This is a genomic window from Collinsella sp. AM13-34 (assembly GCF_003473055.1).
In the GTDB taxonomy this organism is placed as follows: Bacteria; Actinomycetota; Coriobacteriia; order Coriobacteriales; family Coriobacteriaceae; genus Collinsella.
On the sequence record NZ_QRLE01000019.1, the window covers coordinates 366 to 16,128 of the forward strand.

The 15,763-nt window shown below is 60.0% G+C and carries 15 protein-coding genes and 4 tRNA genes; 15 read left to right on the top strand and 4 right to left on the bottom strand.

The genetic code is table 11. The features are described 5' to 3' along the window. The first annotated feature begins 67 nt into the window (after nucleotides 1-67). The 6 genes from DW151_RS08115 (at nucleotide 68) to typA (ending at nucleotide 3,735) form a co-directional block, all read left to right on the top strand. Nucleotides 68-143, top strand: a tRNA-Ala gene (locus DW151_RS08115). Nucleotides 144-147: 4 nt separating this feature from the next. Continuing rightward, nucleotides 148-224: transfer RNA gene (locus tag DW151_RS08120), tRNA-Ile, on the top strand. 184 nt (nucleotides 225-408) lie between these two features. Continuing rightward, nucleotides 409-909 (top strand): bifunctional nuclease family protein, encoded by a 501-nt coding sequence (locus tag DW151_RS08125; RefSeq protein ID WP_099432413.1) that lies wholly within the window; start codon nucleotides 409-411, stop codon nucleotides 907-909. Between the two features lie 33 nt (nucleotides 910-942). Continuing rightward, entirely contained in the window at nucleotides 943-1,299 is a 357-nt protein-coding gene (locus DW151_RS08130) for a hypothetical protein (protein ID WP_117735835.1), read from the top strand. Between the two features lie 30 nt (nucleotides 1,300-1,329). Next, nucleotides 1,330-1,779 carry a hypothetical protein gene (locus tag DW151_RS08135; RefSeq protein ID WP_089572580.1) on the top strand — a complete coding sequence of 150 codons (450 nt, stop codon included), beginning with the start codon at nucleotides 1,330-1,332 and terminating at the stop codon, nucleotides 1,777-1,779. Nucleotides 1,780-1,896: 117 nt separating this feature from the next. Then, the gene (gene typA, locus DW151_RS08140) at nucleotides 1,897-3,735 is read left to right on the top strand and encodes a translational GTPase TypA (RefSeq protein ID WP_089572581.1); all 1,839 of its coding nucleotides are present in this window, start codon (nucleotides 1,897-1,899) and stop codon (nucleotides 3,733-3,735) included. Nucleotides 3,736-3,864: 129 nt separating this feature from the next. Here typA and DW151_RS08145 read toward each other — a convergent pair whose 3' ends face one another. From DW151_RS08145 to DW151_RS08160, 4 genes are all read right to left on the bottom strand, one after another. Then, nucleotides 3,865-5,010 (bottom strand): polymer-forming cytoskeletal protein, encoded by a 1,146-nt coding sequence (locus DW151_RS08145; protein ID WP_118335325.1) that lies wholly within the window; start codon nucleotides 5,008-5,010, stop codon nucleotides 3,865-3,867. A 106-nt stretch (nucleotides 5,011-5,116) separates the two neighbouring features. Beyond that, nucleotides 5,117-5,806, bottom strand: a complete 690-nt coding sequence (locus DW151_RS08150) for a trimeric intracellular cation channel family protein (RefSeq protein WP_229057814.1) — start codon at nucleotides 5,804-5,806, stop codon at nucleotides 5,117-5,119. 369 nt (nucleotides 5,807-6,175) lie between these two features. Further along, a tRNA-Ser gene (locus DW151_RS08155) sits at nucleotides 6,176-6,266 on the bottom strand. Nucleotides 6,267-6,314: 48 nt separating this feature from the next. After that, nucleotides 6,315-6,405 (bottom strand) — tRNA-Ser (locus DW151_RS08160). Nucleotides 6,406-6,909: 504 nt separating this feature from the next. Between DW151_RS08160 and rpsF the strand changes: the two genes are divergently transcribed. The 9 genes from rpsF to DW151_RS08205 all read left to right on the top strand — a co-directional run bounded on the left by rpsF (nucleotide 6,910) and on the right by DW151_RS08205 (nucleotide 15,756). Continuing rightward, nucleotides 6,910-7,203 carry a 30S ribosomal protein S6 gene (gene rpsF / locus DW151_RS08165; RefSeq protein ID WP_006235831.1) on the top strand — a complete coding sequence of 98 codons (294 nt, stop codon included), beginning with the start codon at nucleotides 6,910-6,912 and terminating at the stop codon, nucleotides 7,201-7,203. Between the two features lie 48 nt (nucleotides 7,204-7,251). After that, entirely contained in the window at nucleotides 7,252-7,704 is a 453-nt protein-coding gene (locus tag DW151_RS08170) for a single-stranded DNA-binding protein (RefSeq protein WP_006235830.1), read from the top strand. Between the two features lie 72 nt (nucleotides 7,705-7,776). Then, nucleotides 7,777-8,043, top strand: coding sequence for a 30S ribosomal protein S18 (rpsR, locus tag DW151_RS08175; protein ID WP_006235829.1), 267 nt, complete (start codon nucleotides 7,777-7,779; stop codon nucleotides 8,041-8,043). A gap of 15 nt (nucleotides 8,044-8,058) precedes the next feature. Then, nucleotides 8,059-8,598 (top strand): 50S ribosomal protein L9, encoded by a 540-nt coding sequence (rplI, locus tag DW151_RS08180; RefSeq protein ID WP_022094073.1) that lies wholly within the window; start codon nucleotides 8,059-8,061, stop codon nucleotides 8,596-8,598. A gap of 220 nt (nucleotides 8,599-8,818) precedes the next feature. Next, a complete protein-coding gene (gene dnaB / locus DW151_RS08185) occupies nucleotides 8,819-10,216 on the top strand; it encodes a replicative DNA helicase (RefSeq protein ID WP_006235827.1) in 1,398 nt (465 codons plus the stop codon). Between the two features lie 93 nt (nucleotides 10,217-10,309). Continuing rightward, the gene (locus DW151_RS08190; protein ID WP_055251352.1) at nucleotides 10,310-11,596 is read left to right on the top strand and encodes an adenylosuccinate synthase; all 1,287 of its coding nucleotides are present in this window, start codon (nucleotides 10,310-10,312) and stop codon (nucleotides 11,594-11,596) included. A 118-nt stretch (nucleotides 11,597-11,714) separates the two neighbouring features. After that, nucleotides 11,715-13,019, top strand: a complete 1,305-nt coding sequence (gene purD / locus DW151_RS08195; protein WP_118335326.1) for a phosphoribosylamine--glycine ligase — start codon at nucleotides 11,715-11,717, stop codon at nucleotides 13,017-13,019. 21 nt (nucleotides 13,020-13,040) lie between these two features. Next, a complete protein-coding gene (locus DW151_RS08200; RefSeq protein WP_192934495.1) occupies nucleotides 13,041-13,736 on the top strand; it encodes an NUDIX domain-containing protein in 696 nt (231 codons plus the stop codon). Between the two features lie 247 nt (nucleotides 13,737-13,983). Then, the gene (locus tag DW151_RS08205; protein WP_118335328.1) at nucleotides 13,984-15,756 is read left to right on the top strand and encodes an ABC transporter ATP-binding protein; all 1,773 of its coding nucleotides are present in this window, start codon (nucleotides 13,984-13,986) and stop codon (nucleotides 15,754-15,756) included. Nucleotides 15,757-15,763 lie beyond the last annotated feature (7 nt).

Genomic DNA, 15,763 nt, shown 5'->3' on the forward strand with positions numbered 1-15,763 from the left:
CTTTCTTTCGCAATAAACACCCCAGCGAGAGCCGAGTCGCCGCTGGGGTGTTTATTACTGTCTCCGTGGGGGTTTAGCTCAGCTGGGAGAGCGCGGGCTTTGCAAGCCTGAGGTCAGGGGTTCGATCCCCCTAACCTCCACCATGATGGACCTGTAGCTCAGTTGGTTAGAGCGTCCGGCTGATAACCGGGAGGTCACAAGTTCGAATCTTGTCAGGTCCACCATCAAAACTGTGAAGAGCCCCGGGGTGTTGCCTCGGGGCTTTTTTCTTACCTACTGAAAGTAGTCAAAAAAGCCCCGTCCCAAATTAACTACTTTGATTTTGTGTGCTGTGCGAAAGTTTGGGTAGTATAGCTATTCAATGCGGCGGGCTGCCGCGTGTTAACCGCTACGTACCGGAGGTGTTCCATGGTTCGTGTCGACATAGAGACCATCGTCATGGCCGCCGGTCCCGTGCCATCGCTTATCGTACTTCGTGAGCGCAGCAGCAAATCGGACTCGCCCGCGCCGCTGCGTTCCCTTTCCATTCAGACTGGTTCGTTTGAAGCTGCTGCCATCAGCCGCGGCATCGATAGCGGCCGCGCCGAGCGCCCGATCACCCATGACCTGTTGCTCGATACCGTTGACGCCCTGGGCGCCAAGCTCGAGCGCATCGAGATCGTTCGCGCCGAGCCGCCGGTGTTCTACGCGACGATCGTCGTACTGGCCGATGGCGAGGAGCGCAAGATCGACGCTCGTCCCAGTGATGCCATTGCCCTTGCCGTGCGCAGCAATGCCCCCATGTTTGTGGAGGACGACATCATGAATCGCCTGGGCACTGTTTCTACCCACGCCGAGGAAGTCGACGACGAGCAGGAGTTCGAGAAGTTCGACGAGTTCGTCCATACGCTCTCCCCCGATGACTTCTAAATGCGGGGCGGCAGAGTTGCGGAGTGTTCGCTGATGGCCGGCGGTATGTCGGCTGAGGCGGCGGCCATTGCGCGCGAGGCCCAGATGCGCTCGGAGGCTTCTGAGGCGGCACGCATTGCCTATGTGACGCAGGCCCGCACGCTTCGCGAGCGCCGCGGCTCGTTTATCAAGATGGTTGTCGTCTCCGCCCTTGTCGCGGCAATCTGCTCGCGCCTTCGTGGTACAGTTGGTGCGCTTGGGTTTTCGATTTCAACAGGCTTGGTAATCTGGGGTGTGGTCGATGCAGTAATGCTGACCAACCAGATCAAAGTACTCGACAAGCGCGCGATGGATATGATGCGCGCCCGCGACGCTGCCGCCAAGATCGCTGCCGAGGCACAAGAACTGTAACGACGCCAGACTCGATGGGAAGGTCTAAAGATGGCACAGGATATGCAGGACGCCGGTAACGTCTCCGCCGAGCTCGACGCCATGGTGTGTGACCTGATTGGTGCGTTCTTGGACGACCTTGCCGCCGGCGAGAATCCGGGCGTAGTTGTGGCGATCGAGGACGCTGCTTCCAACCGTTATCTGGCGGCGCTCGATGAGGATGGCGAGGAGGCGTGCCTCGAGGCGGCCACCAACTTTATCTCCGAGCACAAGATGGGTCTTAAGGACGAGGGCCTGGGCCGCATCGCCCGCTATGCCATCGGCTACACCGGTTGTGTCGAAATTGACGGCGGCTATCACGACGCCCTGCTCGTGAGCTTCTTCGAAACCACGCTCGAGAGCGGTTTTTCGGCATACGTGTTGTATGAGGGCATGGGTGCCGGCGATGGTTTTATGTGGAGCGACCCTGAACCTGCAGGTGAGGAAACCCCTCTCATCTAAAATCGCTAAAATAAACGAGTTTTCGGTAAAAGGCTCAATATTCCCGCTGAGCGTTGTGTCGCTGGGCGGGCCGCATACGCGTGCCGTTTGTATATGGATAGAAGATAGGGGAACTACATGCGCGTAGACAATCTGAGGAACATCGCCATCATCGCTCACGTCGACCACGGCAAGACGACGATGGTCGACAAGCTCCTGCGTGCCACGGACGCCTTCCGTGCCAACCAGCAGGTCGAGGATCGCGTTCTGGATTCCAACGACCAGGAGCGCGAGCGCGGCATTACGATTCTCGCCAAGAACATCTCTATCGAGTACAAGGATGTCAAGATCAACGTCATCGACACCCCGGGCCACGCTGACTTTGGCGGCGAGGTCGAGCGCGTGCTGCGTATGGCCGACGGCGCCCTGCTGCTGGTCGACGCTTTTGAGGGCCCCATGCCCCAGACTCGCTTCGTGCTGCGTCACGCTATCGACACCGGCCTCAAGATCATGATCGTTATCAACAAGATCGATCGTCCGGGCGCCAACCCCGAGAAGGCCTACAACGACTGCCTGGACCTTATGGCCGACCTGGGTGCCACCGACGACCAGCTCGAGTTTGCCATGGAGCACGTCATCTACGCCAGCGGCGTCAACGGCTTTGCCCGCCTCGATCCCAATGACGGCAACATGGATATGTATCCGCTGCTCGATATGATCATCGACGACATGCCCGCTCCTGAGGTTGACGAGAACGCCCCGCTGGCCATGCAGTGCGTGACCATTGACCACTCCAACTTCGTTGGCCGCATCGGCATCGGTCGCGTGTACTCCGGCACCATCCATCAGGGCGATCAGATCCTGGTCGTCAAGAACGACGGCTCCAGCGCCACCGCTACCGTCAAGCAGCTCTTTACCTTCGACTACCTGGGCCGCACCGAATGCCAGGAAGTCGGCGCCGGCGACATCGCCGCCGTCGTGGGCATCGACCGCACCGATATCGGCGATGTCTACACCGATCCCGAGAACCCCGTCGAGCTCGAGCCCATCGAGATCGACCCGCCGACCCTGTCCATCGTCTTTGAGGCTTCGACCTCCCCGCTCGTCGGTCGCGACGGCGACATCGTGGGCGCCCGTCAGCTCAAGGAGCGCCTGTTCAACGAGGCCGAGAACAACGTAACCATGAAGATCGAGGAGCTCGAGGACAAGAGCGGCGTCGAGGTCTCGGGTCGCGGCATCCTGCACCTGTCCGTTCTGATGGAGTCCATGCGTCGCGAGGGCTTTGAGTTCCAGGTTGGCCGTCCCCGCGTTCTGTTTAAGAAGGACGAGAACGGCAACAAGATGGAGCCCGTCGAGCAGGCCGTCGTCGAGTGCCCGGACGAGTACTCGGGCAAGGTCGTTGAGGTCTTCGGTACCTCCGGCGGCATCATGACGAGCATGGATACCTCGGGCATCGTGACGCACCTCGAGTTTAAGATCCCGACCCGCGGCATCATGGGCCTTAAGAACCGCATCATGAACGTCACCCACGGCGAGGGCGTGTTCTACCACACCTTCTTGGAGTATGGCCCCTACGCCGGCGAGATCGGCAACCGTCAGAACGGCGCTATGATCTCCATGACCACCGAGAAGGCCGTTGCCTACGCCCTGGGTACGCTGCAGGAGCGTGGCCAGCTGTTTGTTGAGCCGGGCACCGAGTGCTACGAGGGCATGATCGTGGGCGAGCGCAGCAAGGCTGGCGACATGGTCGTCAACATCGCCCGCACCAAGAACCTGGGCAACCAGCGTTCCTCGACCTCCGATATCTCCGTCCAACTGGTGCCGCCTCGCACCTTCTCGCTGGAGGAGGCGCTGGAGTACATCGCCGATGACGAGCTGGTGGAGATCACTCCCAAGAATATTCGCCTGCGCAAGCGTCTGCTCAATGCCACCGACCGCAAGAAGGCCGCCGTCCGTGCCGGTCAGGTCAACAAATAAGCGCTGGGGCTTATAACCGCCAATAAGAAAGGGCGTCGACCGCGATGGTCGGCGCCCTTTTTGGTGCAAGGGGGACAGGTTCGCTTGCACCACCACAAAGGTGCCTGTCCCCTTTGTGGTGGTTGGCAGCTAGGCGGTGGGGAGTTCCGGCGTATTAGCCGGCTGTTGCGACTTGAGGTGAGCGTTGCGCCAGATGATCTGGATAACATAGCCGAGCGTGAAGACAAAGGCCACGCCGCTGATGAAATCGCCTACGAGGGGGATTGCCGTAAGTGCACCTGCGATCACGCCGCCGGCGGCCGCCATGGCGTAGCGGTTCTGGCTGTGTCCGACCATGCGCGCGATCGCGCACCCTGCAAAGGCACTCGACACCAGCGCGATGCCAATAACACCGCACATGAGGGCTCCGGCAAGCGACGGACCAGCGATAGAGATAATTAGCAGTAGGACGGCGGGGACGATAGCAATCGTGCCCAGAAGACCGCTCACCCACAGGGGCATGGGGCGCTGGTGGAGCATGCCGGCGGCGCTGGCGGTTGCGCGCGGAAAGACGAGTTCGAGCAGTAGGGCGACAAAGCAGGCCGAGAGTGCCGCGGCGACGATACCGCCGATGACATCGTTAACGGTGGAAGTATCCTCGCTCTCGGTGCGGTCGATCTTGAGCGCGCCGACCTCGGCTCCCGCGGCGCGCTCGGGGTCCTCGGAGACGTGCGCGTTCACGGTGCCGGTGATGTGGGCGTTCTTGCCCAGGATGAGCTTATCGGCCCAAACCTCGACATCGCCCTCGACGGTGCCATCGATAGTCACCGTATCGCCCGCAAGCGCTGCCGACTTGGTAGAGCCGCGCAGGGCAACCGTCTCGCCTATCGCATAGAAACAGTTGGTGGTGCTGTCGGAATTGAGCACGACATGCTGGCCGGCAACGGTCACGCTGCCATCAACCGTAGTCTTGGCAATGTCGATGGTGCGCGCCGCCAAGCGGACGGCGCCGCCCACCGTGCAGTCGCGGATGGAGAGGCTCTCGCCTGCTGCAATTATGTCGCGGCCGATGGACGCATCGTCCAAGTTGAGGGCCTGACCTGCCCAGTACAGGTCACCTTCGACGCCGGACGAATTGGCGTCATTGTCGGTCGCAAGTACGTTGCCTGCGGTGTCTGTGCCGGCGAACGACGCCGTGGGAAGTGCGGTGACCGCTAGGGCGACGAGCGCGAATAGGATCGTGATGCGGACCCACGCTTTACGGCGCTGGGTCGACGGGAATTGATTACAGGGCATAGTGAATCCTTCGTCAGATGCTCGACATACACCTAACAGGGTACCCAACGCGTGGGCGCTCTAAAAGAACCTCTCGGTTGCATTTCGAAGGGTCGTGCCGTGCTGTTTACTTTTTACGGTGCAAGAAGCGCGCGATATCTTCTTCGGTGGGGCTTTTGATGTCAAAGCGCAGCGAGAGCCAGCGCAGACCCATGGTCACGACAACGCATACGACCAGCGCGGCGACATTGCTCATAATGCCGCTCATAACGAGACACACATAGCTTGTCGATCCGGCGATGGCGGCGATGGCATAAAAGTTAGTACGTTGGAAAATGCCCGGAACCACGCCCATAAAGCCGTCGCGCAACATGCCGCCGCCCACCGCGGTGAAAAAGCCCATCATGATGCACACCGCCGGTGCAAAGCCGTAGACCAGCGCCTTGTCTGCTCCAGTGGCGGCGTAGATGCCGACCGAGATGATGTCGAGCAGGGGAATGAGTTTTTCGGGCTTGTCGACGATTGCCGGGAAAATATAGATGATGGCTGCCGTGGCAATGGAAAGCGGCAGCGCCATTGGCTGGTTGAGGATGTAGACGTTGCCCACCTGCAGCGTCATGTCGCGTAAAAGACCGCCGCCCAAGCCACAGACCACGGCAAGCGCGACCGCGCCCACCAGATCGAGCTTGTGCTCGCGCGCGACCAACACGCCCGAGATTGAAGCCGCGACGACGGCGAACATTTCGAGCCAAAACGGGATGGCGACCATGGCATCTGTGGCGTGTGAGGTAACGGTCATAGCGGCGACGACGGGCAAGATGGGGTCCTTTTGGTTGCGGGTTTAGACAATGCCCGTACATAGTACATGGTTGGCGGGCGTGGTGATCCTATTGCTCGGTAAACGGTCGGGACTGGGTGGGGGCGTAGGTTCCATGTTTGGGGATCTGGGTCGATGCTGAACGCGATGGGGGCGTGGCTGAATAGGAGGGATGTCCAAATTTTGAGCAGCGCTCAAAATTTATCCGGTCGGCTTACGCCGACCGCGCTGCGCTAAAAACGCGCCACTGGCGCGTTTTCTTTACGCTTTGCGCCCTGGCGGGTTCGAATCCCTCCTCCTCCGCCGTATTTGCTTGTAAGGGACTCTAAACAAAAAAGCCCCCGTTTTCGGGAGCTTTCTCAACCAAAATGGCGGAGGAGGAGGGATTCGAACCCTCGTGACCTTATACAGGCCAAACGGTTTTCGAGACCGCCGCATTCAACCACTCTGCCACCCCTCCGCGTGGGGTAAAAACAAAGCAGGCTCGAAGGCCTGCTTTGGAATTAACTGGCGGAGAGTCAGGGATTTGAACCCTGGAGACGCTTTTGACGCCTACACGATTTCCAATCGTGCTCCTTCGGCCACTCGGACAACTCTCCGTTAAATGCGAAAGTCAGTATACACGAGGAACCGCAAAGTGCAAACAGAAAAGTTGGCATTTTTTAAAACGCTTGGCCGCGCTTGTCGTTGCAGTGGGGTTTGAGGTGCCAAAAAACGGCTTCCGACCAGCGTGGTTGATTAACTCAATTGTTCAAAAGGGGTATTCATAAGCGACTTGGCAATGAATTTAAAAATCTTTGGGTGGTGCTGTGGGCCACTGGTATGCATTTTGCGACCACAGCCTTGTGCCCGTTGACCTGCGGCTTGGCTCAGCTTGTCCCCACGGCACCGTATCTTGTCAACAGATCCGTCAAGCTTTTGGTCAGCATTTGGTTGGAATGCGCATGAAACGTGGTGCGAGCATGGGCATATGTGGAGGTCATGAGGTTGTAGCTGCATATTCTTGCAGCCTAGGAGGTTGAAAGATATTATTACCAAGTCTTTTCCTGCTTCAGGCGCACCTTCACGACCTGAAGCCACATTTGCCCAGAGGAGGTGACAATATGAAGGCTTATGAACTGCTGTTCTTTGTTGACCCGTCGCTCGACCCCGAGACTCGTCTCGCTGTTATGAAGCGTATCGATACCACGATCGCTGAGGGCGCTGGCAAGGTCGACTCCGTTGACGAGTGGGGCAAGCGCAAGCTCGCCTACGAGATCAACGACCTCACCGATGGTGACTACACCCTCATCAACTTCCACGCAGATCCTACCCAGATCGCCGAGCTTGATCGCGTCCTGCGCATCACCGACGCTGTGGTCCGCCACATGATCGTCCGTCGCGACGACCAGGAGTAAGACTGTCGTTTTGGACTGGGCTTGTGCCCCAAGAGGAAGTAGTGAGTTATGAGCATCAATCGAGTGAACATCACCGGTAACCTCACCCGCGATCCCGAGCTGCGCGCCACCGCCGGCGGAACCCAGGTTCTGTCCTTTGGCGTCGCCGTGAACGATCGTCGCCGTAACGCGCAGACTGGCGAGTGGGAGGACTATCCCAACTTTGTCGACTGCACTATGTTCGGCACCCGCGCCGAGGCCGTGAGCCGTTTCCTGGCAAAGGGAAACAAGGTCGCGATCGAGGGCAAGCTGCGCTACAGCTCTTGGGAGCGCGACGGTCAGCGCAGGAGCAAGCTTGAGGTCATCGTCGATGAGATCGAGTTTATGAGCTCCCGTGGTGGCCAGGGTGGCTACGATCAGGGCGGTTACGCCCCCGCAGCTCCCGCGCCCGCAGCACGTCCTGCCGCACCGGTGGCTACGCCGCCCGCGGTCGACGTCTACGATGAGGACATCCCGTTCTAAGGGTTGTTCACCTATTTTTGAGTGAGAGGCTGCTTCGGTTCGCCGAAGTTGCCAAATGAAAGGTATTTTGACATGGCTAATGATTTTTCTGCACGTCAGCCGCGTCGTAAGTACTGCCAGTTCTGCAAGGAGAACACTGAGTTCATCGACTATAAGGACACTCAGCTTCTCCGTAAGTACATGACCGATCGTGGCAAGATCAAGCCCCGTCGCGTCACTGGCGCTTGCACGCAGCATCAGCATGACATCGCCAACGCCATCAAGCGCGCCCGCGAGATGGCTCTCCTGCCGTACACCGTCCCCGTGGTTTCCTCTCGTGGCAACCGCGACCGCGGCTAAGAAGGGAGACGCATCATGAAGGTTATTCTTCTCGATGAGATCAAGGGCAAGGGCGGCGAGGGTGACGTCGTAGAGGTCGCTCAGGGTTACGCTGAGAACTTCCTGTTCCCCAAGAAGCTCGCTGTTGCCGCCACCAAGGGCAACCTCAAGCAGCTTGACGAGCGTCGCAACAACATCGCCAAGCGCGAGGCCGTCCGTCTGGCTACCGCCAACGAGACCAAGGCTGCCTTCGAGGGCAAGACGGTCACCGTTGACGTCAAGGTCGGCGACGAGGGCATCCTCTTTGGCTCCGTTACCGCCGCTATGATCGCTGACGCCATCAAGGCTCAGCTCGGTATGGACATCGACCGCAAGCGCGTCGAGCTCGGTAAGCCCATCAAGGTTGCCGGTGCCCACACCGTTGCCATCTCGCTGTACCGCGAGATCAAGGCCGAGGTTGTCGTTCTCGTCGGCGTTACCGCCGAGGAGCTCGCTGCCGAGGCTGAGGTCGAGGAGGCCGCTGAGGTCGCCGAGGCCGAGACCGCCGAGGTCGAGACTGAGGCTGCTGCCGAGTAGCATTTGCTGCAACGCAACAATCTTGTTCTAAGAAGGGCGCTCTGGGAAACCAGGGCGCCCTTTTGTTTTATTTGCGCTGAGTGAGTGTCATGGTGAACGTTGCGTCGAAGTCCTATATACAGGACCGTTCATCCGTTTGGTTCGGTGATGATTGGCGGCGCGCGGCGCGTTTTGGGACCGTGGCTGATACTATGGATGCTCGCAAGCGATATGAATGAGGATGCTCATGGCATACGACGATAGGGAGACCGGGCTGACGGTTGAGGACCGCGGCTCAAAGTTGGGTCTTCCCCAAAACCAAGATGCAGAGGCCAATGTACTGGCCGCTATGCTGCTATCGCCCGAGGTGGTCGAAGAAGCCCAGGTCGAGCTGCAGCCCGATGACTTCTACCGGCCCATTCACAAGACCATCTATACCGCGATGGTCGATATGTACAACAGCCGCATTCCCATCGACTCCATCTCGCTGATCGATTACCTGCGAAGCATCAATAAGCTCGATGCCGTGGGCGGCGAAGCGTACATTTTGGAGTTGATGGGTCAGACCCTGTCGCTCGTCAACTGGCAGCATCATGCCGCCATCGTTCGCCGCGATTCGATGCTGCGTGAGCTGATCGGCGCCACCAACGAGATCAACGCGCTGGCATATAACGCCCCCACCGATACCAAAGAGGTTGTCGAGCTGGCCGAGAGTAAGCTGCTCAAGGTCACGGCACGCGAGGTCAAGTCGAGCTACAAGACGCTGACCGAGTTTATGGTCGAGGCCTATAACGAGGCCGAGGAAGTGTGCCAGGCCGGTGGCCAGGCTGCGGGCGTGCCCACGGGCTTCCCGTCGCTCGACCGCATGCTCATGGGTTTTCGCGAGGGCCAGCTCATCATCATCGGCGCCCGCCCTGCTGTGGGTAAGACGTCGTTCGCTCTAAATCTGGCGCTCAACGCTGCCGCTGCCGGTTATACCGTCGGCTTCTTCTCGCTGGAGATGTCGGGCAAGGAAATTGCCCAGCGTCTGATTTGCGCCTACGCCATGATTTCGATCAGTGACTTCCGCATGGGCCGCATTAGCCCCGAGCAGTGGGCCAATATCAACGAGGCCACGCAGACCTTGTCCAAGCTCGATATTCTGATTGACGATACGCCCGGCACCACAGTGACCGAGATTCGCGCCAAGAGCCGCCGCATGCTCCACAACAAGGAGAAGGCCATCATCATCCTGGACTACCTGCAGCTGGTGAGTCCTCCGCCGGGACGCCGCTCCGAGAGCCGTACCGTCGAGGTCTCCGAGATGTCGCGTGGTCTGAAGATCATGGCCAAGGAACTCAAGATCCCGCTCATCGCGCTGTCGCAGCTCTCGCGTCAGGTCGAATCCCGTACCGGCAAGCGCCCGCAGCTTTCCGATCTTCGTGAATCGGGCTCCATCGAGCAGGACGCCGATATCGTTATGTTCTTGGACCGCTCCGCCGATGAGGCCGAAGCCTCGCGCGACGATCGACCCGACGAGGGCGTTACGCGTATCGTCGTGGCCAAGAACCGTTCGGGCCCGATCGGCGACGTCGACCTGATGTTCCTGCCGGCATCCACCAAGTTCTATGAGCTTGATGGGGCACATGCCGAGGAGTAGGACAGGCGCCCGTTGCACGGGTATACTGGGAATGTTTTGTGCTTCTGCGTGCCGGCGTGGCGCGTAGACAGTCCATGAATGTAAGGAGTAAACATGCCGTCAACCGTTTTGGTCGGTGCCCAGTGGGGCGATGAGGGCAAGGGTAAGATCTGCGACCTGGTCGCTGGCGACTTCGATGCCGTCGTGCGCTACTCGGGCGGCAACAACGCCGGCCACACCATCGTCGTCAACGGCAAGAAGTACGGCCTGCACCAGGTGCCCTCCGGCATCATGTATTCCGACCATGTGTCGGTGATCGGTAACGGCTGCGTCGTCAACCCCAAGGTTGTCCTTGAGGAGATCGACATGTTCGAGGCCGACGGCATCACCACCAAGAACCTCAAGATTAGCGGCAACGCGCATGTCATCATGCCGTACCACATCGACCTGGATGGCGCCTTTGAGCAGAAGCTCGGCAAGAAGAACATCGGTACCACCAAGCGCGGTATCGGTCCGTGCTATCAGGACAAGATGGCCCGCATTGGCCTGCGCATGCAGGATATGCTGGACGAGGCGCTGTTCCGCGACAAGCTGGAGACCGCTCTCGCCCGCGTGAACCCCGAGCTTGAGCTCATCTACAACCTGCCCACCTACACCGTGGACCAGATTTGCGACGAGTACCTGCCCATGGCCGAGCGCCTGCGTCCCTACATCACCGAGACGAGCCTGCTGCTCAACAACATGATCGATGAGGGCAAGGACCTGCTGTTTGAGGGCGCCCAGGCGACGTTGCTCGACATCGACCACGGCACCTATCCGTACGTGACGTCTTCCAACTGCACCGCCGGCGGCGCCATCACCGGCTCCGGCGTGGGCATGAAGAACGTCGACCGCGTGCTGGGCGTCATGAAGGCCTATATCACCCGCGTCGGTTCGGGCCCCATGCCCACCGAGCTTTCCTATGAGTCCGAGGCCGGTCACACGCTGACCGAGGAGGGCTATGAGTACGGTGTGACCACCGGTCGCCGTCGTCGCTGCGGTTGGTTCGACGGCCCCATCGCCAACTACGCCTCACGCGTCAACGGCCTCACCGATATCGCCCTGACTAAGCTCGACGTGCTTTCGGCTTTCGACACCATCAAGGTGTGCGTGGCTTACGACGTCGATGGCGAGCGCTACACCAGCGTGCCCGAGCATCAGGTGCGCTTTGAGCATGCCAAGCCCATCTACGAGGAGCTCCCCGGCTGGAAGTGCGACATCACCGGTTGCCGCAGCTTTGATGAGCTGCCGCAAGAGGCTCAGGACTACGTGGCGTTTATCGAGGATCTGGCACACACCCGCGTGACGTTTATTGGCGTTGGCGCTGGTCGCGAGCAGATCATCAACCGATTCTGGAAGTAATCGGGACTATTTGGTTATTGCGATATACCCCTTTGCAGCCCGGACGGGCGGCCGAGGGGTATATTTGCTTGCAAAGGGCTCGCGCGGAGCGGGCCATTCATCCATAGAGGAGGCACCCTTGAAGGCGGACACTCAAACCATCGACATCCTGTTGTTGGGCAGCGGCGGCCGTGAGCATGCTTTGGCAGCTAAGCTTGCAGCATCACCGCGCGCCGGCAAGCTCTACATCGCGCCGGGCAACGGCGGCACCGCGAGCTGCGGCGAGAACGTTGTTCTCGACGACTGCGATCCTGCGGCCGTGGCGGCGTTTGCGCAGAGCCACGGATGCGGACTCGTGGTAATTGGCCCCGAGGCTCCGCTCGTGGCGGGCGTGGCCGACGCCGTGCGCGCGGCGGGTATTCCCTGCTTTGGCCCGGGTGCCGAGGGCGCCCAGATGGAGGGCTCTAAGCTGTTCTCCAAACAGCTCATGGAGCGCGCCGGTATTCCGACGGCCGCCTACGGCTCGTTTACCGACGAGGCTTCGGCTCTTGCTTATGTGCGTGAGCAGGGCGCTCCGCTGGTCGTCAAGGCCGACGGCCTTGCCGCGGGCAAGGGCGTTATCGTGGCGACCGAACTTGAGCAGGCCGAGGAGGCCGTGCGCGAGTGCTTTGGCGGCACCTTTGGTGATGCCGGCAACACCGTGGTTATCGAGGAGATGCTGACCGGTCCCGAGTGCTCGCTTTTGGCCTTTACCGACGGCAAGACCGTGCGTCCCATGGCCACCTCGCAGGACCACAAGCGCGCGCTCGAGGGCGACAAGGGCCCCAACACCGGCGGCATGGGTGTCTACAGCCCGGTGCCCGTCGTGACCGACGAGGAGCACGCCACCATGGTGAAGGTCATGGAGCAGACCGTTGCCGAGCTTGCTGCCGAGGGCATCGACTACCGCGGCTGCCTGTACGGCGGCTTTATGCTCACGCCCGCCGGCCCCAAGGTGCTGGAGTTCAATGCCCGCTTTGGCGACCCCGAGACACAGGTCGTGCTGCCGCGCCTTAAGAACGACCTGGTTGAGGTCATGCTGGCCTGCGCCAACTGTGAGCTCGATCAGATTGAGCTCGACTGGCGTGACGAGTGGGCCGTGGCCGTTGTCCTGACGAGCGCGGGCTATCCCGGCAGCTACGAGAAGGGCAAGGTCATCACCGGTATCGCCGACGCCGAGGCCATGGAGAACGTGACCGTGTACCACGCGGGCACTGCCGTGGTGGACGGCCAGCTCGTGACCAATGGTGGCCGCGTGCTTGCCGTGACCGCTCTGGGCGACACGTTCGAGAACGCTCGCAACCTTGCCTACGAGGCCTGCGAGAAGATTGATTTTGAGGGTAAGACCCTGCGTCACGACATCGGCCTGCGCGCGCTGCGCGGCCGCGACGCCTGGGATGCCTAAAGTCCGAGAGGAATGAGACGGATGGACGAAAAGAACGAAGAGCTCGTGGATGCGCAGATCGTCGAGGAGGACAGCCGCGTGTATGGGCACGCCGAGGGCGAACCTGGTGGCGAGGTCGCTGACGAGTCGGCGCTGGTGCTGGGCGACGATGACCCGCACGATGCCGAGCTGCACGAGAAGATTCTTTCGGAGGAGTGCGCCTGGAAGGGCAAGATCCTCGACGTCCACCGTCTTGAGGTTGAGCTGCCCAACGGTCGCCGCAGCGCCCGTGATATCGTTCGCCATCCGGGTGCGGCGGCCGTTGTGGCGCTGACCGAGAGCGGCAAGATCGTACTGGTGCGTCAGTACCGCACCGCCATCGACCGCGTGACGGTCGAGATTCCCGCCGGCAAGCTCGATCCAGGCGAGGACCCGCTCGATTGCGCCAAGCGCGAACTGCATGAGGAGACGGGCTTTAGGGCTGGTCGTATTCGCTTTTTGACGTCGATTGTCACGTCCTGCGGTTTTTGCGATGAGATCATCCACATCTACTTGGCTACCAAGCTCGAGTTTGATGCGCCCAACCCCGACGATGACGAGTTTGTCAACGTTGACCTGGTGCCGCTGCACGAGCTGATCGACGCCGTGCTCGACGGCAAAATCGAAGACGCCAAGACCGTCGTGGGCGCCTTGGCCTGCGATAGCATCGCGCACCGCTTGGGCGGAGCGGAGCTCTAGGTTACGCGGTTTTACCAAACCGCGTAACGAGTCGACGCTGCAAACGCCCCTAAGCGGCAATCTGCCTTTCAATCGTCGCTCGCGTACCGAAGTACGCGTCGCTCCTCTTTCAAGGCACCTTGCTCGCTTAGGGACGTTTTCGCTGACGCTGCCAGAACATCGGCGTTATGCTTGTTGGGACGTTTTGTTTTCAGCCTGACCGGTTCAACCGGATTTCTCACGCTATTTATTTCTCTTCGAGGATTGCATGTTTAAAAGGTTTCTTTCGTATTACAAGCCCCAGATGGGGCTTTTTGTTGCTGATACTGTTTGTGCTCTGGTGCTTGCCGCCATTGACCTGGCGTTCCCCATTATCCTGCGCAATTTGACCGGCGGGTTGTTTACCCAGGGTCAGGCTGCCATTATGCAGGCGCTCGGTATGATCGCGGTGGGTTTGGTGCTGATGTATGTCATCCGTTGCGCCTGCCGCTACTTTGTGAGCTACTGGGGCCACGTGATGGGCGCGCGCATGGAGTCCAAGATGCGCGAGGACCTGTTCGACCAGTATGAGCGCTTCAGCTTTGCGTACTTCGACTGCAACAGCTCGGGCGACATGATGAGCCGCGTGGTCAACGACCTGTTCGATATCTGCGAGGCGGCGCATCACGTGCCCGAGTGGATCATCATCTGCGGCATCGAGATTATCGGCTCGTTTGTGATCCTCTTTACCATCGCCCCGGTTCTGGCGCTCGCCATGGCCGTGGTGACGGCGGCGTTTGCGGTCATTATGTTTTGGCAGAACATGCGCATGCGCGAGGTCTTTAGCGACAACCGCAAAAAGATCAGCGGCATCAATGCGCAGCTGCAGGATTCGCTGGCGGGCATGCGCGTGGTCAAGAGCTTTGCCAATGAGGAGACCGAGCGCGCCAAATTCCGTGCCTCTAACGACCGCTACCTTTCGTCCAAGGAAAACATGTACCACGCCATGGGCGTCTATACTGCGACGTATGGCCTGCTCTCGGGCGTGCTGTACGTGATCGTGGTGCTGCTGGGTGGTTGGCTCGTTGCCCAGGGTCAGCTGCAGGCGGTCGATATGGCGACGTTTGCACTCTACATTTCGCTGTTCTGCACGCCGCTCGAGACACTCGTCAATTCGGCCGAAACGTATCAGAAGGCCATTGCCGGCTTTAAGCGTATGGACGAGGTGCTCTCGACCGCGCCGGATATCCAGGACAAGCCGGGCGCCACGGATCTGCAGGTGACCGCCGGCGCCGTGGATTATCACGACGTGTGCTTTAACTACGAGGATGTTGAGCTGGGCGAGGGCGATGCCGACGAGCGTCCCGTTATCGACCATATGGATCTGTCCATCAAGCCCGGGCAGACCATCGCTTTGGTTGGCCCTTCGGGCGGTGGCAAGTCCACGACCTGTTCGCTGCTGCCGCGCTTTTATGACGTTGCTGCCGGATCCATTAGCATCGACGGTCAGGACGTGCGCGATGTGACGCAGCAGAGCCTGCGCCGCGCCATCGGCCTGGTACAGCAGGATGTCTACCTGTTTGACGGAACAATCGGCGAGAACATAGCCTACGGCAAGCCGGGCGCCACGGCAGAAGAGATCGCCGGAGCCGCCCGTCGTGCCAACATCGATGTCTTTATCGAGTCGCTTCCACAGGGCTATGACACGGTCGTGGGCGAGCGCGGCAGCCGTCTTTCGGGCGGCCAAAAGCAGCGCGTTGCCATTGCGCGTGTGTTTCTCAAGAACCCCAAGATCCTGATTTTGGACGAGGCGACGAGTGCTTTGGATAACGAGAGCGAGGAGGCGGTGCAGGAGTCACTCGAAGAGCTGGCACGCGGCCGCACCACGATTATCATCGCCCATCGTCTTTCGACCATTAAGCATGCCGATGAGATTGCGACCGTTGAGCATGGTCGCGTTGTGGAGCGTGGCACGCACGAGGAGCTTCTCGCCCGTGGCGGCACCTATGCCCGTTACTATCGAATGCAGTTCGAAGGTGCGCGTGCGCACGAGCTCGACTGATTGATAT

Excerpts from the sequence above, each read along its gene's own strand:
- dnaB (WP_006235827.1), top strand. The coding sequence starts at position 8,819 with ATGCTCATGGCATACGACGATAGGGAGACCGGGCTGACGGTTGAGGAC.
- typA (WP_089572581.1), top strand. The coding sequence starts at position 1,897 with ATGCGCGTAGACAATCTGAGGAACATCGCCATCATCGCTCACGTCGAC.
- DW151_RS08145 (WP_118335325.1), bottom strand. The coding sequence starts at position 5,010 with ATGCCCTGTAATCAATTCCCGTCGACCCAGCGCCGTAAAGCGTGGGTC.
- DW151_RS08125 (WP_099432413.1), top strand. The coding sequence starts at position 409 with ATGGTTCGTGTCGACATAGAGACCATCGTCATGGCCGCCGGTCCCGTG.
- rpsF (WP_006235831.1), top strand. The coding sequence starts at position 6,910 with ATGAAGGCTTATGAACTGCTGTTCTTTGTTGACCCGTCGCTCGACCCC.
- DW151_RS08190 (WP_055251352.1), top strand. The coding sequence starts at position 10,310 with ATGCCGTCAACCGTTTTGGTCGGTGCCCAGTGGGGCGATGAGGGCAAG.
- DW151_RS08130 (WP_117735835.1), top strand. The coding sequence starts at position 943 with ATGGCCGGCGGTATGTCGGCTGAGGCGGCGGCCATTGCGCGCGAGGCC.
- rplI (WP_022094073.1), top strand. The coding sequence starts at position 8,059 with ATGAAGGTTATTCTTCTCGATGAGATCAAGGGCAAGGGCGGCGAGGGT.
- rpsR (WP_006235829.1), top strand. The coding sequence starts at position 7,777 with ATGGCTAATGATTTTTCTGCACGTCAGCCGCGTCGTAAGTACTGCCAG.
- DW151_RS08205 (WP_118335328.1), top strand. The coding sequence starts at position 13,984 with ATGTTTAAAAGGTTTCTTTCGTATTACAAGCCCCAGATGGGGCTTTTT.
- DW151_RS08170 (WP_006235830.1), top strand. The coding sequence starts at position 7,252 with ATGAGCATCAATCGAGTGAACATCACCGGTAACCTCACCCGCGATCCC.
- DW151_RS08135 (WP_089572580.1), top strand. The coding sequence starts at position 1,330 with ATGGCACAGGATATGCAGGACGCCGGTAACGTCTCCGCCGAGCTCGAC.
- DW151_RS08200 (WP_192934495.1), top strand. The coding sequence starts at position 13,041 with ATGGACGAAAAGAACGAAGAGCTCGTGGATGCGCAGATCGTCGAGGAG.